The organism is Dongia sp. (assembly GCF_041910485.1).
Classification (GTDB): Bacteria; Pseudomonadota; Alphaproteobacteria; order Dongiales; family Dongiaceae; genus Dongia.
The window spans coordinates 246,589-269,223 of record NZ_JAYRQR010000050.1 but is presented as its reverse complement, the minus strand read 5'-3'; the positions used below and the strand labels follow the sequence as shown (position 1 = coordinate 269,223).

The window sequence follows — 22,635 nt, the reverse complement described above, 5'->3', positions numbered from 1 at the left end:
CCGCATCGGGTCCGGCGGGGGCTGGCTTAACCGCCGCAACCCTGGGGGAGCGTCCTGTGACCCGGGACTCGCGGAGGATCGCTCACCCGCTGATCCGGGGGGCCGGGCCTTGTGGCCGCCGACCAAGCCTGCCCCTCTCAACCAGGGGCGGATGCTTTCGGCCTGCGTCCATCGCTGGACTTGCGCCGAGGGACAACCGAGCGGCTCCGGATGGGGAGCCAGGGTGATGTGTGCACAGCTCTACTAGTACAGTATTCCTAATTCTTTGTCAAGAACAAAATGGGAACTAAATTGATTGCGCTTCGCTAAGGTGGGGCGAAAAAAGGTAAATAACATTATGATAATGTGATATATGATCGAAAATGATGTCCCTAATATTGCAAATAAATCAATATGTTAAAATGAAAAATCGGTGTATGCACAAGTTTTTCTAACGCTTCTACGAGGAAATCTCGCTCATTTAGCGGGTCAAAGTCGTTGAATAGTGCCGAAGTCATGCTTATCCATTGTGTAAATCATATCAAGGTATCTACACATGACTTTGCGCAATCTTGCCCGCCTGGGCCTCGCTCTCCTGCTGCTGACCGGACTGGTCGCCGGTGGCGTTCACGCCAAGACGGGGAATGCCGCGACCATCGTCGCCAACGCGTCCTGATCGTCCAGCCGACCACAGCGTCCCGCTTTCGATCAGCGCGGCCGGGAAAACCGGCTGCGACTAAAGCAGGGCTCCTCCTGCATTGATTCCTGTCGCTTCTCCTGTCAGCCTTCGATCAAGCATGGTCGGGGCAGGGGAGTGCTTCCACTTTGCGGCAACAATTGACCAAGCGGTGTCTCGATACTCAGTGGTTCAAAGCTGGGGGGAGGATCGTGGCGCCGCAGTTGTTCAAGCTGAAGCTCAATCTGGGAGGTAAAAAATGAAAGACTATTCGCGTCGCCAGGTCCTGAAGACCGGCGCGGGCCTTGCCGCCATCATTGCGACCGCCGGTTTCCTGCCGGCGCGGGACGCCTTTGCCGCCATCGATCAACTCACCCTCGTTGCCCCGGCGAAGCCTGGCGGCGGCTGGGACCAGACCGCGCGCTCGATGCAGGAAGTGCTGCAAGGGGCGGGCATCGCCTCGGCGGTGCAGGTCGAGAACGTGGCCGGTGCCGGCGGCACGGTGGGCCTCGCGCAATTCACCAACCGGAAGGGCGATGCCTCGGCGCTGCTGGTGGGCGGCCTGGTCATGCTGGGCGCCATCCTCACCAACAAGTCGCCGGTCTCGCTCAAGGACGTGACGCCGCTTGCGCGTCTCACCGGTGAATATGAAGTCATCGTCGTTCCGGCCGCGTCCGAACTCAAATCGATGGGCGATCTCGCGGCGAAGCTCAAGGCCGATACCGGTTCCGTCTCGTGGGGCGGCGGCTCGGCGGGTGGTACGGACCATATCCTCGCCGGCCTTGTCGCGAAGGCAGTGGGCGCCGATGTCACCAAGCTCAACTATGTCGCCTTCTCGGGCGGCGGCGAAGCACTGGCGGCCATCGTCGGTGGCCATGTCACCTGCGGCGTCAGCGGCCTTGGCGAGTTTGAAGCGCAGATCAAGGCGGGCGAGCTTCGGGCGCTGGCCATCTCCTCGCCTGAGCGCCTTGCCGGCCTCGATGCGCCGACCCTCAAGGAATCAGGCGTCGAGGTCGAGCTTGCCAACTGGCGTGCCGTTTTCGGCGCGGGCGAACTTGCCGATGCCGACAAGGCGTCGCTGCTTGGCGCCATCGATCAGATGGTGAAGTCCGACGGCTGGAAGAAGACGCTGGAAACCAAGGGCTGGATGGATACCTATCTCGCCGGCGATGCCTTTGCCGCCTATCTGACGGAAGAGGAAGCGCGGGTCACGATGGTGCTTAAGGAAATCGGTCTGGTTTCGTGAGCAGCGACAACCAGTCTTCGCGGGCGCAACGCTGGCAGGAAGGGGCCATCGGCCTCGTCCTGCTGGTGCTCGGCGCCGGCATCATCTTCGGCACGTTCAGCGTCAGCGCGCTCCCCGGACAGGACAGTCTGGGGCCGCGCCTCTTTCCGGCGCTGATCGGCGGCGGGCTCATCCTGCTGGGCCTCGCGCATTTCCGCCCGGCGAAGATGGACGATCGCGAAGGCCATGCCGACGAAGGGCATTGGCCGAGCCTCCTCTGGATGGTCGCCGGCCTTGTGATCGGTGCGCTGGCCTATAAGCCGCTCGGTTTCATTCCGGCGGCCTGGGCCGTCTTCTTCCTGACCGCGCGCGGTTTTGCCGGAAAATGGGATTGGCGGCACGGTGCCATCGGTCTTGTGGTCGTGCTCATCGCCTTCTTCGGTTTCACCAAGGGGCTGGGGCTCAACCTGCCGACCGGCATTCTGAAATCCATCCTCGGGGGGCATTGATCCGATGGGAACGCTCGACGCCCTGCTGCAGGGTTTTGCCGTCGCCTTCACGCCGGCGCACCTGATGTGGTCGCTGGTGGGCGTGACCCTGGGCACGGCGATCGGCGTCCTGCCCGGGATCGGCCCGGCGCTGACCATCGCGCTGCTGCTGCCCGTTACCTATCACCTCGACCCCACGGCCGCCTTCATCATCTTCGGCGGCATCTATTACGGGGCGATGTATGGCAGTTCGACCACATCGATCCTTCTCAACGTGCCGGGCGAGACGGGTTCCATCGTTACCGCCATCGACGGGCACATGATGGCGAAGAAGGGCCGCGCCGCCGCAGCGCTCGCCACCGCCGCCATCGGCTCGTTCGTCGCGGGCACGCTCGCCACCGTGGGGTTGAGCTTCATCTCGCCGCTGATGGTGAAGGTGGCGCTGCTGTTCGGGCCGGCGGAATATTTCAGCCTGATGCTGCTCGCTTTCGTCACCGTTTCGGCGCTCTTGGGCTCATCGATCAAGCGGGGGCTCACTTCGCTTTTCATCGGCCTTGCCATCGGCCTTGTCGGCATCGACACGCAGACGGGACAGGCGCGCTTCACCTTCGGCCTGCTGCCGCTCCTGGACGGGATCGATGTGGTGGTCGTGGCGGTCGGCGTCTTTGCGCTCGGCGAGGCGTTCCATGTCGCCTTCCGCGAGGCGCGGCGACCGGAGGAAATCAGCCGTGTGACGGGGAGCCTCTGGATGTCGCGCGAGGATTGGGCGCGGTCGTGGAAGCCGTGGCTGCGCGGCACCGTGCTCGGCTTCCCATTGGGGGCGCTGCCAGCCGGCGGGACCGAGATTCCGACCTTCCTCTCCTATCTCATCGAGAAGCGGCTCTCGAAGAAGCCGCAGGAATTCGGGCAAGGCGCCATCGAGGCGGTGGCCGGGCCAGAAGCCGCCAACAACGCCGCGGTCGCCGGCGTGCTGGTGCCGCTTCTCTCCTTCGGTCTTCCCACCTCAGCCACGGCGGCGATTCTGCTCGCCGCGTTCCAGCAATATGGTATCCAGCCGGGGCCGCTGCTCTTCACCAGCAACAGCGCGCTGGTCTGGGCGCTCATCGCCAGCCTCTATCTCGGCAACATCATGCTGCTGGTCCTCAACCTGCCGTTGGTGGGTCTTTGGGCGAAGCTCCTCTATATCCCGCGACCGCTGCTCTATGGCGGGATCATGGTGCTCTCGATGCTCGGCGTCTATTCGCTGAAGAATTCGGTCTTCGACCTGTGGCTGCTGGTCGGCATCGGCGGCGTCGGCTTCCTGATGCGGCAGTTCGAATATCCGGTGGCGCCGCTGGTGGTGGGCCTCATCCTGGGGCCGATGGCCGAGGAACAGTTCCGCCGCGCCTATGCCATCGCCCAAGGCGATATGAGCGTCTTCGTGACGCATCCAATTTCGCTGGTGCTGCTCATCCTGACGGCAGCCTGCATCGTCGGACCGATGCTGCTGAAGCGGCGGAAAGCGGCGGCTGCGTAGCGGAGGCTATTGCGGCGCGAATTGAGGGTTGCGCCGCTTATTGCGGCGCGGGTGGCACCATCTGGAACGTGCGGCGGTTGACGCCGTCGTCTAGATCGACGGCGATAGCATAGCGCTGCCAGTTGAGCCGGTAGTCGGCGGTATCGGGAATGCGGATGCGCACCCGGCTTTCGGTCAGGCGCCGCGCCGGGCCGTTGTCGTTCGAGGAGAAGATCGGAAAGCCGATGCCGATCCCGGTCGAGACGCCGCCGCTCGATCCGCCGGTGACACCGACGCCGACATTGGGCCGCAAGCCGCCGCCCCCGCCGTAATCCCGCGTGTCGCGATCGATCGCATAGGCTTCGGTCTGGGTGCCGTTGGGCGCGATGAGGCGCGCGGCCTTCACCGGGAGGGGATCCGTCACGTTGACGATGATGACGCGGTCATCCGTGGCGGTGAGGCTGGCGCTGACCTGTTCATCGATGCCGCGCGGCGGTGACGAATCATAGCCGCAGGCGGAAAGGGCGAAACAGGCCGCTGCAAGAAGGGCGTGGACTTTCATGAACCGGATGTTCGCGCAGATTGGTCCGGCAGCCTAGGGGAAACACGCAAATGTGACCGAAGGTCGCCGCGATCCCGCGCCGGGATTGCACCAGGCTTGGCGCCTGTGGTCCACTGCGCATCAATCCATTCTTGGCAATGCGTGGCATATGCAACTGATCGGACTCATCGGCGGCCTATCCTGGGAATCGACCGCCGAATATTACCGCATCCTCAACAGGGGCGCGCAGGTGCGGCTGGGCGGGGTGCATTCGGCGCGCTCGCTGATCTATTCCTTCGATTTCGGCGAGATCGAGGCCCTGCAGCATGCGGGCGATTGGGCGGCGGCGGAAGCGGCGATGGTCGATGCGGCGCGGCGCCTGGAACGAGGTGGCGCCGATTTCCTGGTGATCTGTTCCAACACCATGCACCGTATGGCAGGCGCCATCGAAACGGCGGTGACACCGCCGCTGCTGCACATCGCCGATCCGACCGGTGCCGCCATCAAGGCCGCCGGCCTGAGGCGGGTCGGGCTGCTGGGCACGGGTTTCACCATGGAACAGCCTTTCTACCGGCAGCGCCTGGTCGACAAATTCGGCCTCGACGTGATCGTGCCGGAGGCGGACGGCCGCAAGATCGTGCATGACGTCATCTATCATGAGCTGGTGATGGGCATCGTGCGCGACGAATCGCGGGCAGCCTATCGCGCGGTGATGCGGGATCTGGTCGATGGTGGGGCAGAGGCCATCATCCTGGGCTGTACCGAGATCATGCTGCTGGTGGGCGCCGCGGATGCCAGCGTGCCGCTGTTCGACACGACAACCATCCATGCCGAAGCGGCGCTGGCCCGCGCGCTCGGCCGGTGACAATGAAGGGAATGAAGCGATGAAAGCGGTCAAATGGGGCATCGTCAGCACGGCGGATATCGGCGTGAAGAAAGTGATCCCCGCCATGCTGCGCGCGAAGGGCGTTGAGATTGCCGCCATCGCCTCGCGCGACGAGTCGCGGGCCAAAGCAGTGGCGGTGAAGCTGGGGATCCCCAAATCCTATGGCAGTTACGAGGCGCTGCTCGCCGATCCGGAGATCGAGGCGGTCTATAACCCGCTGCCCAATCATCTTCATGTGCCGGTGACGTTGCAGGCGCTCGCCGCCGGCAAGCATGTGCTGTGCGAGAAGCCGGTCGCGCTCACCGCCGCGGAAGCCGGGCAGCTGACGCAGGCGGCGCAGAAGGCCGGCAAGCTCGTCGCCGAGGCCTTCATGGTGCGCCATCATCCGCAATGGCGGCGCGCCCGCGAGATCGCGCAGTCCGGAAAGCTGGGCGAGGTCAGCCTCATCGCCAGCCTCTTCTCCTATTACAATGTCGATCCCGCCAATGTGCGCAACCAGGGCGATATCGGTGGCGGCGCGCTCTATGACATCGGCTGCTACCCGATCGTCACCGCGCGCTTCGTCTTCGGCGCAGAACCAGTGCGCGTCAGTGCGGTGATGAACCGGGACGAGACGTTCGGCACCGACCGCTTGACGTCGGCCATCGCCGAATTTCCGGGCGGGCGGCATCTCATCTTCTCCGCCGCCACGCAATTGGTGCCGCGCCAGCATGTGCAGATCATGGGCACCAAGGGGCGGCTCGAGGTGATGATTCCCTTCAATGCGCCGCCGGGCCAGACCACGATCCTGCGCTTCGACGACGGCACCGACCTCAGCGGCCGTAACATCGTGGCGGAGGTTCTTCCCGCCTGCGATCAATACACGCTGCAGGGAGAGGCCTTCTCGGCCGCCGTGCGCGGGAAGGTCGATCTGGAATTCGGGCTCAAGGATGCGATCCTCAACATGCGGGTCATCGATGCCATGTTTGCGGCCGCCAAGAGCGGGAAGTGGGAGCCGGTCTAGGCGCTGTCCGCCCTTCCGTCAAACGTTGCAGGTGATGCCGCAGCAAGGGGGCGAGCGGGCTCATGCCCAGCGCCTGGCGGTGGACGCGCTGCAGGAAGGCGACATCGGGCACGGCATTCCCCTCGACGATGACGATCCCTTGTGGTGTCACGGCGATATCCCAGCCAAGCAGGATGCGGTCGGTGAAGGCGCGGTGGGCGGCGATGGCCGCATCGCGCACCGCCGGCCATTGCGCGATGTGGCGCCCGTTGACGGGGGCGCCGGTCGCCGGATGGTGATCGTGCCAAGCGAGGGCGCCTGCCAGCCTGTCGCCGGTCATGGCGCCGAGCCGGCCGGTTTCAAGATCAATAGGGGCCCCATATTCGGTGGCGTCGCGCCATAGCGGTTCGAGCTTGCCGAGGACGCGCAGCATGCTGTGTGTCACTTGCGGCGCGCCTGCCGCGTCGAGGCAGGTGATGACGCGGATGACGATGAGCGATTGGGTGGCGAGATCGGCGATATCAGGGTGATTGAAGAGGCGCGGCTGCACCAGATAGTCGGTCGCATGTGAGGCGCGCGCCAGCTCGGCGAGATAGGCATCGAGCGACAGGCGGCGGCCATCGGGGAGAAGGTAGAGATCGCGGCCGACCTGGGTAAGGAGGGTGGTGCCACGAGCGCCCTTGCCGCGGCGGGGTTTCACAAAGAGATCGCCGCCCGCACCGAGCCCTGCATCCAGCGGCGAAAGCTCGCCGCCGATGGCGGTGAGAAGAACGGGCACGGTGGGGATATGGTGCCGCCGGCAGCGGGCGTGGAAAGCAAGCTTGTCGCCGAGCGGCGCACGCCCCGACTTGTGCCGGGGGGCGAGACGCTTCAGCGCGCTGAAGAGGCCGTTCTTGGTTTCGAACCGCGTCAGCGTCTCGGCCGCGCGTGCCCCGGCACCCGGTTTGTAGAGTTCCTGCATGTAATATGTCTGGGCGTCGAGGCCATCGGTCCAGGCGAAGCGCAGGATGTCGGCTGCCTGCGCGAGGACCGGGCGGCCATGCGCGCGCGCCACCTCCTGGCCGAGGCGCATCCAGCAATAGAGGGCATGGGCCCCGAGAGCAGCCTCGTGCAGGAACGGCCAATGCAGCAGCCTCACATTGGGATGACGCGGCCGGTCGTAAAGTGCCAGATCGCGGAAGAGGCGGCGCCCCAATTTTCCCAGCCCTTCTCTTCTGCCCGGCTCCTTGGGCCGGTTGAGCACGGCATCGATCGGTCTCGCATCAATCAGTCTGGCGCGCTCGCTGGCGATGAAATCGCGCCAGGCCTCGGCGGGCGACCCGACGCGCCCGCTGCCATCGACGACCAGGCGACGAAAGAGGGGCGCGTTCATTGCGCGACCTCCGCATTCTTCACCACATTGCCGTCATAGGGATTGAGTGTCAGCTCGATCTCGGCGCCGTGCTTGTCGGTGCCGGAGAGTTCGTAGCAGCCATGTTCGGTTTCGATCTTGGTGATGCGATAGCCGAGGGATTCGCCGAACTTCGCCGCCGCCTCGCGCGACATGGCGCTGACGCCCTGCGGCGCGCGGCAGCTGTGGTCGTCGCTGGCCAAAGCGAGGCCGACGACGACGGGCAGTGAACTCAGGCCGAAGAAAACTGCGGCCGACAAGGTGATTTTCCACATGATGCTCTCCCTCAATTGGCGGCGCCGCTTGAGGAATCAGGCGGCGCGTCGAGGAGCACGCTAGCGGGTGGGGGCTGACGGCCGGGTAACCGTACCTGTCAGCGATCTGTCAGCTTGGTTTTGCCATCAAGGGACCCAAGATGTTACCGATGTTCCCATGATCGATGTTTCCATGAGTGCGAGTACGATGAACTTGTTGCCCATCACCTTACGCCTGACGACGCTTGCCGCCCTGTTGGCGCTGCCGCTCGTCACCCTGCCGGCCTCGCGCGCCGCCGCGCAGTCGGCGACCGAAACGGCACCGCCGGCGGAAGACGAGGCACAAGACCAGGAGATCGCGCGCAAAGCCCTGGAGAACAAGGAGATCCTGCCCTTGAGCGCCGTTCTCGCCAAGGTCGAGGGCAAAGTGCCCGGCGATATCGTCGAGATCGAACTCGAACGCAAGAAAGGGCAATGGATCTATGAAATCGAGGTCATCGGCGAAGATGGCCGCGTCAGCGATGTCGATGTCGATGCCAGGACCGGCGCCGTGATCAATGTGGCGCCCGACGAATGAAGATCCTGCTGGTCGAGGATGATACCCGCATCGCGGACGAGGTGGCGGAGGCGCTGGGTGCCGCCGGCTATATCGTCGATACGGTCCGCGATGGTGAGACGGCCTGGTTCAAGGGCGATACCGAGGAATATGACGCCGTGGTGCTCGACCTTGGCCTTCCCGGCATGGATGGGCTTTCGATCCTGAAGAAGTGGCGCGCCAACGACCGGCGTTTCCCCATTCTCATTCTGTCGGCGCGCGGCTCGTGGAGCGAGCGGGTCGAGGGTATCGACAGCGGCGCCGACGAATATCTGCCCAAGCCCTTTCACATGGCGGAATTGCTGGCGCGGTTGCGCGCCATCATCCGCCGCTCGGCCGGCAACAATGCCAGCACGGTGATCAGCATCGGCGATCTGAGCCTCGATCCCAGACAGATGCGCGTCACCCAGGACGGCCAGCCGATCAACCTGTCACCCCAGGAATACCGGCTGCTCTCCTACCTCATGCACCATGCCGGGCGCGTGGTGACGCAGATCGAGCTCACTGAACATCTCTATGCCCAGGATTTCGAGCGCGACAGCAACGCGATCGAGGTGCTGGTCGGGCGCGTGCGCCGGAAACTCAAGACCGACATCATCGAGACGCGGCGCGGCTTCGGCTACATCATCAACGGCGCCGCGTCTTGAGGACGCTCACGGCATGAAGCGGCGGTCGCTGCGCCTGAGACTGTTGCTGGCGGCGTCGATCTCGGTCGGCCTGGCGCTGGTGCTGGCGGGGATCGGCCTGGTGGCGCTGTTCGACCGCCATGTCGAACGGCGCATCAATGCCGAGCTCCATACCTTCGTCAACCAGATCGCGGCGGCGGTCGCGTTCGGCGCCGACGGGACGCCGGCCGTCAACGTGCCGCTGGCCGATCCGCGTTTCGCGCGGCCCTATGGCGGCCTCTATTGGCAGATCGACGAGGCGGGGCAGGTGGTCCTGCGCTCGCGCTCGCTGTGGGACCTGGTGCTGGCCTTGCCGGCACCCGAGGGCGATCCCGGCCATCCGCAGCGCTACGATCTCGACGGGCCGCAAGGGCAGGCGCTCCACGCCTATGAACGGCGCATCGTCTTTCCGGTGGGGGGCGTCGAGCGCGAATTGCGTATCGTCGTTGCCGTCGACCAGCGCGAACTGCTCAACGCGCGTGGGGAATTCGTCGAGGATATCGTGCCGGCCCTGAGCCTTCTGGCCCTCGTGCTGGTGGCGGCCGCCTGGCTGCAGGTCAATGTCGGCCTGAAGCCGCTCGAAGCCGTGCGCCAGGGTGTGGCCGCCATCCGCTCACGGCAGGCGCGGCGCCTTTCCGCCGACTTTCCCGATGAGATCATGCCGCTGGTGGCCGAGGTCAACGATCTCCTTGCAGAACAGGACCAGACGGTCGAGCGCGCCCGCATGCGCGCCGCCGATCTTGCCCACGGCCTCAAGACCCCGCTCACGATCCTCGCCCATGATGCCGAGAAGCTGCGCCGGCGCGGCGAGGGGGAGATGGCGGGCGAGATCGAGGGGCTGGTGAAGGCGATGCAGCGCCATGTCGATCATGAGCTGGCGCGGGTGCGCGTCGCGGCCAATAGCCGCCGGCAGGAGGCACGGGCCGATCTTGGGAAGGTGCTGACCGGCATCGTCGGCGCCATCAAACGCTCGCCCCAGGGCGAAAGATGCAGCTGGGACCTCGACCTCGGTGTCGCCGGCGACGTCGCCGTGGACAGCCATGATCTGGCGGAGATCCTCGGCAATCTCATCGACAATGCCGCCAAATGGGCCACGGCCGAGGTGCGCATCAAGACCGTGGCCGACGGTCCCGTGGCGTTGGTGGCGATCGAGGATGACGGTCCGGGTGTTCCGCCCGATGCCCTGGCAGCACTCGGCCGGCGCGGGGTCCGTCTCGATGAACGGGTGGCCGGGACGGGACTTGGCCTGGCGATCGTCCGCGAATTGCTGGAGGCCTATGGCGGACAACTGACGCTTGCTAACCGGGCGGAGGGCGGCTTTCGTGCTGAAATCCGGCTGCCGCGCCGGATCGCGGATTGAAAGAAAAGGGAAATTTCCCCGACAGCCTCTGAGCGTGTCCCAGCTAAGGGCCGGTGAATCTCCTTGCATCCCGCCTTGAAATCCCTATATTCCCGGACAAATCCCAGGGTCCAATGAGGCCCAATTCAAAAGGGTGGGCCCAACGGCCCGCCTTTTTTGTTGGGCCGCTTTTACCGGGCGCCGCGGGATTGCAACCTTCAATCCCTATTATATCGACGACCGCCGGACCGGATGAGCCTGACCGATAACATCGCCGACATGATCGGCCCCAGCATCGAAGCCTTGGGCTATGAACTGGTGCGCGTGACGCTCGCCGGATCGACGCGCAAGGTGCTGCAGATCATGGCCGAGCCCCAGGACGGGCGCATCATGTCGGTCGAGGATTGCGCGCGCGTTTCCCGCGCCGTTTCCGCGATCCTCGACGTCGAAGACCCGATTTCCGGCGCCTATTCACTGGAGGTGTCGTCGCCCGGTATCGACCGGCCGCTGACGCGCCCCAAGGATTACGACCGTTTCAAGGGCCATGAGGCCAAGATCGAAACCCACGAACCGGTCGAGGGCCGCAAGCGTTTCAAGGGCGTCCTCAAAGGTGTTGAGGGCGATGCCGTGAAGATCGACAGCGAAGGGGCAGTGGTTGCCCTGCCGCTCAACCAGATTGCCAAGGCCAAGCTGGTGCTGACCGATGCGCTCATTGCCGCACATCAGGCAGCCGAAGCCGCCGAAATGAACTGACGCCAACCGAGGAAATAACCGAGACATCCCATGGAAACGATCGCCATTCCCCGTATGGAGCTCCTGCAGGTCGCCGACGCGGTCGCCCGCGAAAAGGGCATCGACCGCGACGACGTGCTGACCGCTATGGAACAGGCCATCCAAAAGGCCGGCCGCTCGAAATACGGCCATGAGCACGACATCCGTGCCCAGATCGACCGCAAGACCGGCGAGATCAAGCTGATCCGCGTCCAGGAAGTGGTCGACGTCGTGGAAAACGAGGTGACTCAGGTCCCGGTCAAGGCAGCCCTTCGCAGGAAGCCCGACGCCAAGGCCGGCGACTTCCTCATCGACGAATTGCCGCCGATCGATTTCGGCCGCATCGCCGCCCAGACGGCGAAGCAGGTCATCGTCCAGAAGGTGCGCGAATCTGAGCGTAAGCGCCAGTTCGACGAGTTCAAGGACCGCAAGGGCGAGGTCATCAACGGCCTGGTGAAGCGCGTCGAGTTCGGCAACATCACCGTCGACCTCGGCCGTGGCGAAGCCATGCTGCGCCGCGACGAGCTGCTGCCGCGCGAAACCTTCCGCACCGGCGACCGCGTCCGCGCCATCATCTTCGACGTGCGCGAAGAACAGCGCGGGCCGCAGATTTTCCTCAGCCGCACCCATCCCGACTTCATGGCGAAGCTCTTCGCCCAGGAAGTGCCGGAAGTCTATGACGGCATCATCGAGATCAAATCGGTGGCCCGCGACCCGGGCAGCCGCGCCAAGATCGCCGTCATGTCGAACGACAGCTCGATCGATCCCGTGGGCGCCTGCGTCGGTATGCGCGGCAGCCGCGTCCAGGCGGTCGTCCAGGAACTGCAGGGTGAAAAGATCGACATCATCCCATGGAGCCAGGACCAGGCCACCTTCGTGGTCAACGCCCTCGCCCCGGCCGAAGTTTCGAAGGTCGTCATCGACGAAGACACGGGCCGCATTGAAGTCGTGGTGCCGGATGACCAATTGAGTCTGGCCATCGGCCGCCGCGGCCAGAATGTACGCCTCGCGTCGCAGCTCACCGGCTTCGACATCGACATCCTGACCGAAGCGCAGGAATCCGAGCGCCGCCAGGAAGAGTTCAAGTCGCGGTCGCAGACCTTCATGGATGCGCTCGACGTCGACGATGTCATCGCTCACCTGCTGGTGACCGAAGGCTTCGCGTCGGTCGAGGAAGTGGCTTTCGTGCCGACCGAGGATCTGGCTGGCATCGAAGGCTTCGACGCCGACGTTGCCGAGGAACTGAAGGCGCGCGCCCAGGCCTGGATCGAGGCCGAATCCGAGCGTTCGACCACGAAGCGCAAGGAATTGGGCGTCACCGACGAGGTGGCGGCCGTCGACAAGCTGACCCCGCCGATGCTGGTGGCCCTCGGCGAGAAGGGGGTGAAGACCCTCGACGACCTCGCCGACCTCGCCGCCGACGAATTGGTGGATGCGAAGGACGGCATCCTGAAGGAATTCGACCTCACGGCCGACGACGCCAACGCCATCATCATGGCGGCCCGCGCCCATTGGTTCGAGGACGGAAAGTAACGAGGCGGCATGGATTTCGCGGGACGGCAGGACAGCGTCATGGCAGCGTCGGATGAAATGGATCCGATGGCGGCTGATGACAGCCTCGCAGAGGACGCTCTGACGGGCACGAAAGCGCCCGAGAGAACCTGCATCGTCACGCGGGAAGTGCGCGACAAGGAGCGGATGATCCGCTTCGTGGCGTCGCCCGATGGTGCGATTGTCCCCGACCTCAAGGGCGATCTGCCGGGGCGGGGCCTCTGGGTCACGGCTGAGCGCGGGATCTTGGACGAGGCGGTCAAGAAAAACGCCTTTACCAAGGTTACGAAAGGCCAGGCCAGGGCCGATGCGGGACTGACGGACCGGGTGGCGGCGCTGCTGGAACGGCAGTTGCTCGATCAACTGGGTCTTGCCAAGAAATCGGGCCATCTGGTCGCGGGTTTCGACAAGGTCGAGGCGGCGCTCCGGGCGGGACAGGTGAAATTCCTGCTGGAGGCCAGCGATGGCGCCGCCGATGGCCGGGGCAAGCTGGCCAGACTGGCCGGTCCTGGAGTAGAGATATGGGCTCCACTGCCTTCGGAGGCGCTGGCGCCGGCACTTGGCCGGCAGCATGCGATCCATGTGGCGGTGAAGCCTGGTGGCATGGCAGAGCGCTTGAGCGTCACTTTGCGACGCCTTGCCGGGTTTACCGGGCCGGGAATTGCCCAAAGCGGCCAAAAGCTATAGACAGACGACGACTTTTGAGAACGGAAACACGCGCAGCATGTCCAGTGATACCGATACGCCGACCCGCAAACCGCTGAAGCTTTCTTCGCCCGGCAAGCTCGAGCTGAAGAAGACGGTGCAGGTCGACAATGTGCGCCAGAGCTTCCCGCACGGCCGGACCAAGACCGTCGCGGTCGAGGTGAAGAAGAAGCGCACCTACACGGCTGGCGCCGGCGGCAAGCTCGCCGAGGCGGCTCCGGAAGTGGAGCAGAAGGTTCACGCGCCTGCCCCGACCCCGGCCCCGGTCGCGCCGCCGGAAGTCGACGAACGGCACCATAACCTCACCGACCAGGAGCGTCAGAACCGCCTCAAGGTCCTCGAGCAGGCCAAGAAGGACGAGGACGCCCGCAAGCTGACCGAGGTCGAGGAAGCCAAGCGCGCCGCCGAACGGGCCGAGCGCGAAAAGGCCGAGGTCGATCGCCGTCGCCGCGAGGAAGAGGAACGCAAGGCGGCCGAAGAGGCCGCCAAGAAGGCGCGCGAGGCAGCCGAGGTCGCCCAGAAGGCGAAACCGGCCGAAACGAAGACCGAAGCGGCCCCGACCAGCGCCGTGCCGCATACCGGCCGCATGCACTTGGCCAAGGCCGTCGCCACAGAATCCGAGGAGGAGGCCGAGGAGGCCAACCGCCGGCGGACCACCGGCCATCGGGCCCCGGCGCCCAAGCCGATGGCGACCCGCGGTCGCGGCGACCAACGTCGCGGTGGCGGCAAAATGTCGGTCACACAGGCGCTCGACAGCGAAGGCAGCGAGCGCCAACGTTCGCTCGCGTCCTTCCGACGCCGCACAGAAAAAGAAAAGCGCGCCATGATGGGCAGCGCTCAATCACAGGCAAAAGTCTTGCGCGAAGTAACCCTACCGGAAGTCATCACTGTCCAAGAGCTCGCCTCCCGCATGGCCGAGCGCGGCGCCGACGTAATCAAGGCGCTGATGAAGATGGGCGTCATGGCGACCATCAACCAGACGATCGATGCGGATACCGCCGAGCTCGTCATCGGCGAATTCGGCCATACCGTGCGCCGCGTCTCGGCGTCGGATGTCGAAGTGGGCCTCGAAGGCGATACCGATGCCGAAGAGACCTTGGTGGCACGTCCGCCGGTCGTCACCATCATGGGCCATGTCGATCACGGCAAAACGTCGCTTTTGGACGCGCTGCGCCAGACGGACGTCGCCGCCCACGAAGCCGGCGGCATCACGCAGCATATCGGCGCCTATCAGGTGAACCTGCCCACGGGCAAGAAGATCACCTTCATCGACACGCCGGGCCACGCCGCCTTCACCGAGATGCGCGCGCGCGGTGCCAACGTGACCGATATCGTGGTGCTGGTCGTTGCCGCCGATGACGGCATCATGCCGCAGACGATCGAGGCCATTCATCACGCCAAGGCGGCGAAGGTGCCGATCATCGTCGCCATCAACAAGATGGACAAGCCCGGCGCCGATTCCCGCCGCGTGCGCAATGAGCTCCTCAATCACGAGCTCGTCACCGAAGACATGGGCGGCGACGTGCTGGCGGTCGAAGTCTCGGCCAAGGCCAAGACCAATCTCGACAAGCTTGAGGAAACGCTGCTGCTGCAGGCCGAAATCCTCGACCTCAAGGCCAATCCGAACCGCGAAGCGGCCGGTGCTGTCGTCGAAGCCAAGGTCGAGCGTGGCCGCGGCACCGTGGCGACGCTGCTGGTGCAGAAGGGTACGCTGAAGATCGGCGACATCTTCGTGGCCGGGTCCGAATGGGGCCGTGTCCGCGCGCTCCTCGACGATCGCGGCCGCAACATTGAGAGCGCCGGTCCGGCGACCCCGGTCGAAGTGCTGGGTCTCCAGGGCACGCCGCAGGCCGGTGACGTCTTCGTCGTCGTCGACTCTGAAGCCCGCGCCCGCGAGATCACCGAATTCCGTCTGCATCGCCAGCGCGAGAAGCTGGCCGCTGCCGCCGGCCGTTCGACGCTGGAGCAGATGTTCTCGAAGATCCAGGCCGGCGAAGCCAAGGAAGTGCCCGTGGTCATCAAGGCCGACGTGCAGGGTTCGGTCGAAGCCATCTCCGGCAGTCTGCGCCAGCTCGGCAACGACGAGGTCAAGGTCCGCATCCTCCATGCGGCGGTGGGCGGTATCAACGAAAGCGACATCACGCTGGCCCGTGCCTCGGGCGGCATGATCATCGGCTTCAACGTCCGTGCCAACCCGCAGGCGCGCGAAATGGCGCGGCGCGACCATGTCGACATCCGCTATTACTCGATCATCTACAACGTGGTCGACGATATCAAAGCGGCGATGTCGGGCATGCTGGCGCCGACCTTGCGCGAAAAGTTCCTGGGCAATGCCGAGATCCGCGAGATCTTCAACATCACCAAGACCGGCAAGGTCGCGGGTTGCATGGTCACCGAAGGCATGGTCAAGCGCGGCGGCAAGGTCCGCCTGCTGCGCGACAACGTCGTGATCCACGAAGGCACGCTGAAGACGCTGCGTCGCTTCAAGGACGAAGTCCGCGAAGTGAAGGAAGGCTTCGAATGCGGCATGGCCTTCGAGAATTACGACAATATCGAGAAAGGCGACGTCATCGAGTGCTTCGAGATGGAAGAAGTCGCCCGCGAACTCGCTTAACGCGGAAGTGTTTGATGCCCGGGCCGTTGGGGTCTTCCCAGGCCCGGGCATCAACTTTTTGAGCCAGACGACATCATGCCACGCAAGAAGACCATCACACCGAAGGCCGGTCAGCGGCAATTGCGCATTGGCGAGGAACTCCGCCATGCGTTGGCCGAGATCATTGCCGATAACAGCCTGTCCGATCCCGATCTCGTCGGGCGGATGGTCACGGTGACGTCGGTCAAGATCAGCCCGGATTTGAGGAACGCCACCATCTTCATCCTGCCCTTCGGTGGCGGCGATGCCGAAATCGTCGTGCGCGCGCTCAATCGCGCGGCCGGCTATTTCCGGGGCGAATTGGCGCATGCGGTCGAGATGCGCGTCTCGCCCCAGCTCCGTTTCAAGATCGACGACAGTTTCGACGAGGCGAGCCGCATCGAGAAGCTGCTGCACGACCCGGTCGTGCGGGCGGATCTTGCCAAGAAGCCGGACCCCGAAGCCGAAGAATGAGCCGGCGCAAACGAGGCCAGAAGGTCGATGGCTGGCTGATCCTCGACAAGCCGCTGGAGATCACCTCAACGCAGGCGGTGAACGTGGTGCGACGCCTGTTCGACGCGCAGAAGGCCGGGCATGGCGGGACGCTCGATCCGCTGGCGACCGGCATCCTGCCGATTGCGCTCGGCGAGGCGACCAAGACCGTGCCCTACGTCATGGACGGCACCAAGACTTATCGCTTCACCCTGAAGTTCGGTGAAGCGCGCTCGACCGACGATGCCGAGGGCGAGGTCATTGCCCGCTCCGACGTGCGGCCGACACCGGCTGAGATCGAAGCCGCCCTGCCGGCCTTCATCGGTGAGATCGAGCAGGTCCCACCCCAGTTTTCTGCGATCAAGGTCGCGGGCGAACGGGCCTATGACCTGGCCCGGGACGGGGAAAAGGTCGACCTCGCCCCCCGCCGGATCCGCATCGATGACTTCCGTCTCAGCCAAATCTTGAGCCCCGACGAGGCCGTTTTCGAGGTCACCTCGGGCAAGGGCGCCTATATGCGGAGCCTCGCGCGCGATCTGGCTCAACATCTTGGGTCCCGGGGCCATATTTCGGCCCTCCGGCGTCTATCTGTTGGGGGTTTCACGGAAAAACAGGCGATTTCGCTGGACGCCCTGAAGGCGTTGGGGCATAGTCCGGCCGCTTTTGAGCAACTATTGCCGATCGAGACCGCGCTGGACGACATCCCGGCACTGGCCTTGTCGGCCACCGAGGCGATACGCCTTCGGTCCGGGCAACCGGTTGGATTAATCCACCGCCAAGACCGCGATCGATTTCGGGACTTCGTTCCCGGCTGCATGGTTTGCGCCATGTCGGAAGGCAAGATTGTCGCTCTGACTCGTTTCGAGGCAGGCGAACTCGTCCCGGTGCGCGTCATCAACCATTAGGACCGAAAAGGAGAAGGTCGATGTCGATCACTGCCGAACGTAAGCAGGAAGTTCTGAAGGAATTCGCCAAGGGCAACAACGACACCGGTTCGCCCGAGGTGCAGATCGCGCTCCTTTCCGAGCGCATCAAGAATCTGACCGAGCATCTGCAGAGCCATGACAAGGATTTCCACTCGCGTCGTGGTCTCCTGGTGATGGTCGGCCAGCGCCGCCGGTTGCTGGACTATCTCAAGAAGAAGAACAACCAGCGCTACCAGGACATCGTTTCGAAACTGGGCCTGCGCCGCTAACCAATCGAGGATCCCGCCCGGGACAGATGCTCTGGGCGGGATCGTCGTATGTGGGGAATCGCGGATTCTCTTGAGACAATCGGCATTCCCCCAAGACTGAACCGGCCGGCGCGGTCCATCGACCGCCGCGCCACAAGCCGTAAACGAGCCGGGCCGACGCAAGCAACGCCAACGGAAGTTCGCGTTGCTTGCGCGGGTCCGGCATCCCACCGGTCGTAGGATGTTGGCCGCCGCCGAAACATGAAACGGGCGCCGGCCAGAAAGGACTTTTGAAATGTTCAAGATCTATCGCAAGGAACTGATGTGGGGCGGTCGCAAGCTGACCCTCGAAACCGGCCGCATTGCCCGCCAGGCTGACGGCGCCGTGCTTGCCACCTATGGCGAGACTGTCGTTCTTTGCACCGCCGTCGGCGCCAAGGCCCCGAAGCCCGGCGTCGACTTCTTCCCGCTCACCGTCAACTACCAGGAAAAGGCGTTCGCCGCCGGCAAGATCCCGGGTGGTTTCTTCAAGCGCGAAGGCCGTCCCACTGAAAAGGAAGTGCTGACCAGCCGCCTGATCGACCGCCCGATCCGCCCGCTGTTCCACGAGACCTATCGCAACGAGACGCAGGTCGTCTGCACGACCTTGAGCCACGATCTCGAGAACGATCCGGACATCGTGGCTCTCATCGGCGCCTCGGCCGCTCTCACCATTTCCGGCATCCCGTTCTTAGGTCCCATCGGTGCGGCGCGCGTCGGCTATATCGACGGCGAATACGTCCTCAACCCGAAGCGTTCGGATCTCCCCAACTCGAAGCTCGACCTCGTCGTCGCCGGTACGGCCGAAGGCGTGCTGATGGTTGAGTCGGAAGCGCAGGAACTTTCCGAAGACGTCATGCTGGGTGCCGTCAATTACGGCCACAAGGAATTCCAGCACGTCATCAACGCGATCATCGAGCTGGCCGAACAGTGCGCCAAGGATCCGCGCGAATTGACGCCGCCGGACGCCGCCGCGATCGAAGTGTTCGGCGCTTTGAAGGCCCAGTTCAGCGACAAGCTCGCCGAAGCCTACCGCGAAACCGCCAAGCAGGCGCGCACCGACAAGGTCGCTGCTGTGAAGGCCGACGCGAAGGCTGCCATCGGCACCGACGACAAGAAGGCCGAACTGGTCGGCAAGCTGTTCAAGGAGCTGGAGAAGGACATCGTCCGCGGCAACATCCTGAAGACGGGCCTGCGCATCGACGGCCGCGACACCAAGACCGTCCGCCCGATCACGGCGGAAGTCGGCGTGCTGCCGCGCGCCCACGGCTCGGCGCTATTCACCCGCGGCGAGACCCAGGCGCTGGTCGTCACCACGCTGGGCACCGGTGATGACGAACAGATCATCGACGCGCTGGAAGGCGAATTCCGCGAAACCTTCATGCTGCACTACAACTTCCCGCCCTATTCGACCGGCGAAGCCGGCCGCATGGGTTCGCCGGGCCGCCGCGAAATCGGTCACGGCAAGCTCGCCTGGCGCGCAGTGCATCCGCTGCTCCCGGGCAAGGAGAACTTCCCCTACACGATCCGCGTCGTTTCGGAGATCACGGAATCGAACGGCTCGTCCTCGATGGCGACCGTTTGCGGCTCGTCGCTGGCGCTGATGGATGCGGGCGTGCCGCTCGGCCGTCCGATCGCCGGCATCGCCATGGGCCTCATCAAGGAAAAGGACGGCTATGCCGTTCTCTCCGACATCCTCGGTGACGAAGATCACCTCGGCGACATGGACTTCAAGGTGGCCGGTACCAGCGAGGGCATCACCGCCCTGCAGATGGACATCAAGATCACGTCGATCACATCCGAGATCATGAAGATCGCGCTCGCCCAGGCGAAGGACGGCCGCATCCACATCCTCGGCGAGATGGCCAAGGGCCTGACCGGTGCCCGCGAAGGCGTCAACCAGAACGCCCCGCGCATCACCGTCATCAACATCCCGAAGGACAAGATCCGCGAAGTGATCGGCCAGGGCGGCAAGGTCATCCGCGAGATTTGCGAAGTGACCGGCGCCAAGATCGACATCGAGGACGATGGTACGATCAAGGTGGCGGCGGTCGACGGCAAGGCCGGCGAAGCGGCGATCAACTGGATCCGCGGCATCGTCGCGGAGCCGGAAGTCGGCGTCATCTATGACGGCAAGGTCGTCAAGCTGATGGATTTCGGCGCCTTCGTGAACTTCCTGGGTTCCAAGGACGGTCTCGTCCATATCAGCGAACTCGCCGCCCACCGCGTCAAGCAGACCTCCGACGTCGTTGAAGTCGGCCAGGCCGTGAAGGTGAAGGTGCTGGGCATGGACGATCGCGGCAAGGTGAAGCTCTCGATGCGCGTCGTCGACCAGGCGACCGGCAAGGATATCTCGGAAGAGATCGCCAAGGCCGATGCCGAGCGTCGCGCCCAGCGCAACGCCGAAAAGGCCGAGTCCTAAGGTTGGATCGGGATGGCGGCGGTTGCCGCCATCCCGCCCCCTTGACTGAACGAGGCTGGCCAGATGCCAATTCGACCTCTCTCGCTCCCCAAGGTCATCGGTCATCGCGGCGCCGCGGAAGCGGCTCCCGAAAACACGCTGGCAAGCTTTCGCGAAGCGAAGCGCCAGGGTGCAAGCTGGGTCGAATTCGACGCCAAGCTGTCGGTCGACGATCGCGCATTCCTTCTGCATGACGACAATATCGACCGCACCAGCAATGCGACCGGGCCGGCGCGCGCGCTCACATATGATGAGATCCGCGTGCTCGATGCCGGCAGCTGGAAAGGACCGCAATTTGCCGGCGAGAAGATGCCGCTCCTCGCCGAGGCTCTGGCGCTCTTCGCCCAGGAAGACATTCAGTTCAATCTGGAATTGAAACCTTGCCCGGGCCGCGCCCGCGATACGGCGAAGATCATCCTCGACGAACTCAACCATCTGTGGCCTGCGGCCAAGCCCAAGCCGCTCATCTCAAGCTTCGTGCTGGAATGCCTGGAGATCGCGCGGGACACGGCGCCCGATTATCCTCGCGGCCTGCTGCTCGAGGATCATCCGGTCAATTGGCTGGACCTTGCGCAGAATCTCAAGGCGGATACGGTCAATATCTGGGACGGCGCCGCGACGGCCGAGTGGGTGGCGGAGATCAAGCAGGAAGGCTATGGCCTGCTGGTCTATACGGTGAACGATGCTGCGCGCGCCAAGCAGCTGATTGCCTGGGGCGTCGACGGGGTTTTCACCGATGCGCCGGCCCGCATCTTGGCGGCGGTCGGCCAATAATTATATAAAGTGAGTTGCAGCCGGGCGATTTGCCCAGGCCATGGGAGGTTGGGGTGAAAGCATTGAAGCCGTTGATGATCTCGGGTCGCGAGGTCCTGCCGCTGATTGAAGGCGGCAAGGGTATCTCGGTCTCGAACGGCCAATCTTCCGGTGCCTGGGCACTGGCCGGCGGCGTCGGCACCTTCTCGGGCGTCAATGCCGATTCCTATGACGAGAACGGCAACCCGATCCCGCAGGTCTATCGTGGCAAGACGCGCCGCGAACGCCACGAGGAACTGCTCGACTATGCCATCAAGGGCGGCATCGCCCAAGCGAAGATCGCGCATGATTGCATGGGCAATAACGGCCGCCTGCACATAAACGTGCTGTGGGAGATGGGTGGGGCCGAGCGCGTGCTGCACGGTGTCCTGGAAGGGGCCAAGGGCCTGATCCATGGTGTGACCTGCGGCGCCGGCATGCCCTATCGCATCGCCGAGATCTGCGCCCAGTACAATGTTCACTATTATCCGATCGTTTCGTCGGCACGCGCCTTCCGCGCTCTGTGGAAGCGCGCCTATCACAAATTCAGCCATCTCCTGGGCGGTGTCGTCTATGAGGATCCGTGGCTGGCGGGCGGGCACAACGGCCTTTCCAATGTCGAGGACCCGACCAAGCCGCAGCCGCCGTTTGAGCGCGTGCGCGAGCTCAGAAAGACAATGAGGGACGAATGCGGCCTCGCCGAAACGCCGATCATCATGGCGGGCGGCGTTTGGTGCTTGCGCGAATGGGAGGATTGGATCGGCAACCCGGATTTGGGTCCAGTCGCTTTCCAGTTCGGAACCCGGCCGCTGCTCACGCAAGAGAGCCCGATTTCTGATGCCTGGAAGAAGCGGCTGGTGTCGCTGAAAAAGGGCGACGTGTTCCTCAATCGCTTCAGCCCGACGGGTTTCTATTCGTCGGCAGTCAACAACGACTTCATCCAGGAATTGCGCGACCGTTCGGAGCGCCAGATCGCCTATTCGCAGCACAAAGTGGGCGAGCATGAATGGCCGCTGGCCATCGGCGCGCGCGGCCGCGAGGTGTTCGTCACCGCCGCCGACAAGCTGCGCGCCGAAGGTTGGATCGCCGCCGGTTTCACCGAAGCCCTGCGCACGCCGGAATCGACCCTGATCTTCGTGGCCCGCGACAAGGCCAACGAGATCCTCAAGGACCAGATCGATTGCATGGGCTGCCTTTCGGCCTGCAACTTCTCGAACTGGGCCCAGAACGAGGAAGGGACCACCGGCCACAAGGCCGATCCCAGGAGCTTCTGCATCCAGAAGACGCTGCAGGAAATCAGCCACTCGGACAAGATCGAGGACCAGCTGATGTTCGCCGGCCACAACGCCTATCGCTTCCGCGACGATCCGTTCTATGCGAACGGTTTCGTCCCCACGGTGAAGCAGCTGGTCGAACGGCTCGTCACGGGCGACTGAGACGGCGATTGGTCGGGCGCGTCGTTGCCGACAGGACAGCGATGCGTTTTCGGCAGGCTGGCGCGCC

At 64.2% G+C, this 22,635-nt stretch carries 21 protein-coding genes; 18 read left to right on the top strand and 3 right to left on the bottom strand.

Annotated features, from left to right (window positions below; genetic code table 11):
* Window positions 1-914 precede the first annotated feature (914 nt).
* Genes ACE3PP_RS17275 through ACE3PP_RS17265 form a run of 3 tightly spaced genes read left to right on the top strand, consistent with a single transcriptional unit; the run spans window position 915 to window position 3,884 of the window.
* Window positions 915-1,901, top strand: a complete 987-nt coding sequence (locus tag ACE3PP_RS17275; RefSeq protein WP_374384445.1) for a Bug family tripartite tricarboxylate transporter substrate binding protein — start codon at window positions 915-917, stop codon at window positions 1,899-1,901.
* On the top strand, window positions 1,898-2,389 hold the full coding sequence (locus ACE3PP_RS17270) for a tripartite tricarboxylate transporter TctB family protein (protein WP_374384444.1): 492 nt from the start codon (window positions 1,898-1,900) through the stop codon (window positions 2,387-2,389). The genes ACE3PP_RS17275 and ACE3PP_RS17270 overlap by 4 nt, the downstream gene beginning before the upstream one ends.
* Window positions 2,390-2,393: 4 nt before the next feature.
* A complete protein-coding gene (locus tag ACE3PP_RS17265) occupies window positions 2,394-3,884 on the top strand; it encodes a tripartite tricarboxylate transporter permease (protein WP_374384443.1) in 1,491 nt (496 codons plus the stop codon).
* A gap of 37 nt (window positions 3,885-3,921) precedes the next feature.
* Here the strand turns inward: ACE3PP_RS17265 and ACE3PP_RS17260 are convergent, their stop codons facing one another.
* A complete protein-coding gene (locus ACE3PP_RS17260; RefSeq protein ID WP_374384442.1) occupies window positions 3,922-4,425 on the bottom strand; it encodes a hypothetical protein in 504 nt (167 codons plus the stop codon).
* 148 nt (window positions 4,426-4,573) lie between these two features.
* On the opposite strand from ACE3PP_RS17260, the gene ACE3PP_RS17255 reads away from it, so the two are divergent.
* Window positions 4,574-5,269 (top strand): aspartate/glutamate racemase family protein, encoded by a 696-nt coding sequence (locus ACE3PP_RS17255; RefSeq protein WP_374384441.1) that lies wholly within the window; start codon window positions 4,574-4,576, stop codon window positions 5,267-5,269.
* Window positions 5,232-6,293 (top strand): Gfo/Idh/MocA family protein, encoded by a 1,062-nt coding sequence (locus ACE3PP_RS17250; RefSeq protein ID WP_374384440.1) that lies wholly within the window; start codon window positions 5,232-5,234, stop codon window positions 6,291-6,293. Before ACE3PP_RS17255 ends, ACE3PP_RS17250 begins: the two co-directional genes overlap by 38 nt.
* Here the strand turns inward: ACE3PP_RS17250 and ACE3PP_RS17245 are convergent.
* Both ACE3PP_RS17245 and ACE3PP_RS17240 read right to left on the bottom strand, forming a co-directional pair.
* Window positions 6,241-7,644, bottom strand: a complete 1,404-nt coding sequence (locus ACE3PP_RS17245; RefSeq protein WP_374384439.1) for a sugar-transfer associated ATP-grasp domain-containing protein — start codon at window positions 7,642-7,644, stop codon at window positions 6,241-6,243. The genes ACE3PP_RS17250 and ACE3PP_RS17245 overlap by 53 nt on opposite strands.
* Window positions 7,641-7,937, bottom strand: coding sequence for a PepSY domain-containing protein (locus ACE3PP_RS17240; protein ID WP_374384438.1), 297 nt, complete (start codon window positions 7,935-7,937; stop codon window positions 7,641-7,643). The genes ACE3PP_RS17245 and ACE3PP_RS17240 overlap by 4 nt, the downstream gene beginning before the upstream one ends.
* Window positions 7,938-8,109: 172 nt before the next feature.
* Here ACE3PP_RS17240 and ACE3PP_RS17235 point away from each other — a divergent pair, with 172 nt between their 5' ends.
* The 13 genes from ACE3PP_RS17235 to ACE3PP_RS17175 all read left to right on the top strand — a co-directional run bounded on the left by ACE3PP_RS17235 (window position 8,110) and on the right by ACE3PP_RS17175 (window position 22,568).
* Complete coding sequence (locus ACE3PP_RS17235) at window positions 8,110-8,493, top strand: PepSY domain-containing protein (protein ID WP_374384437.1); 384 nt, start codon at window positions 8,110-8,112, stop codon at window positions 8,491-8,493.
* Window positions 8,490-9,158, top strand: coding sequence for a response regulator transcription factor (locus ACE3PP_RS17230; RefSeq protein WP_374384436.1), 669 nt, complete (start codon window positions 8,490-8,492; stop codon window positions 9,156-9,158). The genes ACE3PP_RS17235 and ACE3PP_RS17230 overlap by 4 nt, the downstream gene beginning before the upstream one ends.
* Window positions 9,159-9,171: 13 nt before the next feature.
* Window positions 9,172-10,536, top strand: coding sequence for a sensor histidine kinase (locus ACE3PP_RS17225; RefSeq protein ID WP_374384435.1), 1,365 nt, complete (start codon window positions 9,172-9,174; stop codon window positions 10,534-10,536).
* Between the two features lie 231 nt (window positions 10,537-10,767).
* Window positions 10,768-11,268 carry a ribosome maturation factor RimP gene (gene rimP / locus ACE3PP_RS17220; protein WP_374384434.1) on the top strand — a complete coding sequence of 167 codons (501 nt, stop codon included), beginning with the start codon at window positions 10,768-10,770 and terminating at the stop codon, window positions 11,266-11,268.
* A 30-nt stretch (window positions 11,269-11,298) separates the two neighbouring features.
* The gene (gene nusA / locus ACE3PP_RS17215; RefSeq protein ID WP_374384433.1) at window positions 11,299-12,819 is read left to right on the top strand and encodes a transcription termination factor NusA; all 1,521 of its coding nucleotides are present in this window, start codon (window positions 11,299-11,301) and stop codon (window positions 12,817-12,819) included.
* Between the two features lie 9 nt (window positions 12,820-12,828).
* Window positions 12,829-13,524, top strand: a complete 696-nt coding sequence (locus ACE3PP_RS17210; protein WP_374384432.1) for an RNA-binding protein — start codon at window positions 12,829-12,831, stop codon at window positions 13,522-13,524.
* A gap of 37 nt (window positions 13,525-13,561) precedes the next feature.
* The gene (gene infB / locus ACE3PP_RS17205) at window positions 13,562-16,156 is read left to right on the top strand and encodes a translation initiation factor IF-2 (protein ID WP_374384431.1); all 2,595 of its coding nucleotides are present in this window, start codon (window positions 13,562-13,564) and stop codon (window positions 16,154-16,156) included.
* 75 nt (window positions 16,157-16,231) lie between these two features.
* Window positions 16,232-16,648, top strand: coding sequence for a 30S ribosome-binding factor RbfA (gene rbfA / locus ACE3PP_RS17200; RefSeq protein WP_374384430.1), 417 nt, complete (start codon window positions 16,232-16,234; stop codon window positions 16,646-16,648).
* Window positions 16,645-17,571 (top strand): tRNA pseudouridine(55) synthase TruB, encoded by a 927-nt coding sequence (truB, locus tag ACE3PP_RS17195; protein ID WP_374384429.1) that lies wholly within the window; start codon window positions 16,645-16,647, stop codon window positions 17,569-17,571. The genes rbfA and truB overlap by 4 nt, the downstream gene beginning before the upstream one ends.
* Before the next feature lie 20 nt (window positions 17,572-17,591).
* Window positions 17,592-17,861 (top strand): 30S ribosomal protein S15, encoded by a 270-nt coding sequence (gene rpsO / locus ACE3PP_RS17190; RefSeq protein ID WP_374384428.1) that lies wholly within the window; start codon window positions 17,592-17,594, stop codon window positions 17,859-17,861.
* 274 nt (window positions 17,862-18,135) lie between these two features.
* Complete coding sequence (pnp, locus tag ACE3PP_RS17185) at window positions 18,136-20,301, top strand: polyribonucleotide nucleotidyltransferase (protein WP_374384427.1); 2,166 nt, start codon at window positions 18,136-18,138, stop codon at window positions 20,299-20,301.
* Between the two features lie 63 nt (window positions 20,302-20,364).
* Window positions 20,365-21,114, top strand: a complete 750-nt coding sequence (gene ugpQ, locus ACE3PP_RS17180; RefSeq protein WP_374384426.1) for a glycerophosphodiester phosphodiesterase — start codon at window positions 20,365-20,367, stop codon at window positions 21,112-21,114.
* A gap of 53 nt (window positions 21,115-21,167) precedes the next feature.
* A complete protein-coding gene (locus ACE3PP_RS17175) occupies window positions 21,168-22,568 on the top strand; it encodes an NAD(P)H-dependent flavin oxidoreductase (protein WP_374384425.1) in 1,401 nt (466 codons plus the stop codon).
* Window positions 22,569-22,635: the final 67 nt, after the last annotated feature.

What these genes read in the sequence shown, in the direction of transcription:
- ACE3PP_RS17240 (WP_374384438.1), bottom strand. Translation starts at nt 7,937, where the DNA reads ATGTGGAAAATCACCTTGTCGGCCGCAGTTTTCTTCGGCCTGAGTTCA.
- nusA (WP_374384433.1), top strand. Translation starts at nt 11,299, where the DNA reads ATGGAAACGATCGCCATTCCCCGTATGGAGCTCCTGCAGGTCGCCGAC.
- rpsO (WP_374384428.1), top strand. Translation starts at nt 17,592, where the DNA reads ATGTCGATCACTGCCGAACGTAAGCAGGAAGTTCTGAAGGAATTCGCC.
- ACE3PP_RS17225 (WP_374384435.1), top strand. Translation starts at nt 9,172, where the DNA reads ATGAAGCGGCGGTCGCTGCGCCTGAGACTGTTGCTGGCGGCGTCGATC.
- ugpQ (WP_374384426.1), top strand. Translation starts at nt 20,365, where the DNA reads ATGCCAATTCGACCTCTCTCGCTCCCCAAGGTCATCGGTCATCGCGGC.
- rbfA (WP_374384430.1), top strand. Translation starts at nt 16,232, where the DNA reads ATGCCACGCAAGAAGACCATCACACCGAAGGCCGGTCAGCGGCAATTG.
- pnp (WP_374384427.1), top strand. Translation starts at nt 18,136, where the DNA reads ATGTTCAAGATCTATCGCAAGGAACTGATGTGGGGCGGTCGCAAGCTG.
- ACE3PP_RS17230 (WP_374384436.1), top strand. Translation starts at nt 8,490, where the DNA reads ATGAAGATCCTGCTGGTCGAGGATGATACCCGCATCGCGGACGAGGTG.
- ACE3PP_RS17250 (WP_374384440.1), top strand. Translation starts at nt 5,232, where the DNA reads ATGCCGAAGCGGCGCTGGCCCGCGCGCTCGGCCGGTGACAATGAAGGG.
- rimP (WP_374384434.1), top strand. Translation starts at nt 10,768, where the DNA reads ATGAGCCTGACCGATAACATCGCCGACATGATCGGCCCCAGCATCGAA.
- ACE3PP_RS17275 (WP_374384445.1), top strand. Translation starts at nt 915, where the DNA reads ATGAAAGACTATTCGCGTCGCCAGGTCCTGAAGACCGGCGCGGGCCTT.
- ACE3PP_RS17210 (WP_374384432.1), top strand. Translation starts at nt 12,829, where the DNA reads ATGGATTTCGCGGGACGGCAGGACAGCGTCATGGCAGCGTCGGATGAA.
- ACE3PP_RS17265 (WP_374384443.1), top strand. Translation starts at nt 2,394, where the DNA reads ATGGGAACGCTCGACGCCCTGCTGCAGGGTTTTGCCGTCGCCTTCACG.
- infB (WP_374384431.1), top strand. Translation starts at nt 13,562, where the DNA reads ATGTCCAGTGATACCGATACGCCGACCCGCAAACCGCTGAAGCTTTCT.
- ACE3PP_RS17235 (WP_374384437.1), top strand. Translation starts at nt 8,110, where the DNA reads ATGAGTGCGAGTACGATGAACTTGTTGCCCATCACCTTACGCCTGACG.
- ACE3PP_RS17260 (WP_374384442.1), bottom strand. Translation starts at nt 4,425, where the DNA reads ATGAAAGTCCACGCCCTTCTTGCAGCGGCCTGTTTCGCCCTTTCCGCC.
- ACE3PP_RS17245 (WP_374384439.1), bottom strand. Translation starts at nt 7,644, where the DNA reads ATGAACGCGCCCCTCTTTCGTCGCCTGGTCGTCGATGGCAGCGGGCGC.
- truB (WP_374384429.1), top strand. Translation starts at nt 16,645, where the DNA reads ATGAGCCGGCGCAAACGAGGCCAGAAGGTCGATGGCTGGCTGATCCTC.
- ACE3PP_RS17255 (WP_374384441.1), top strand. Translation starts at nt 4,574, where the DNA reads ATGCAACTGATCGGACTCATCGGCGGCCTATCCTGGGAATCGACCGCC.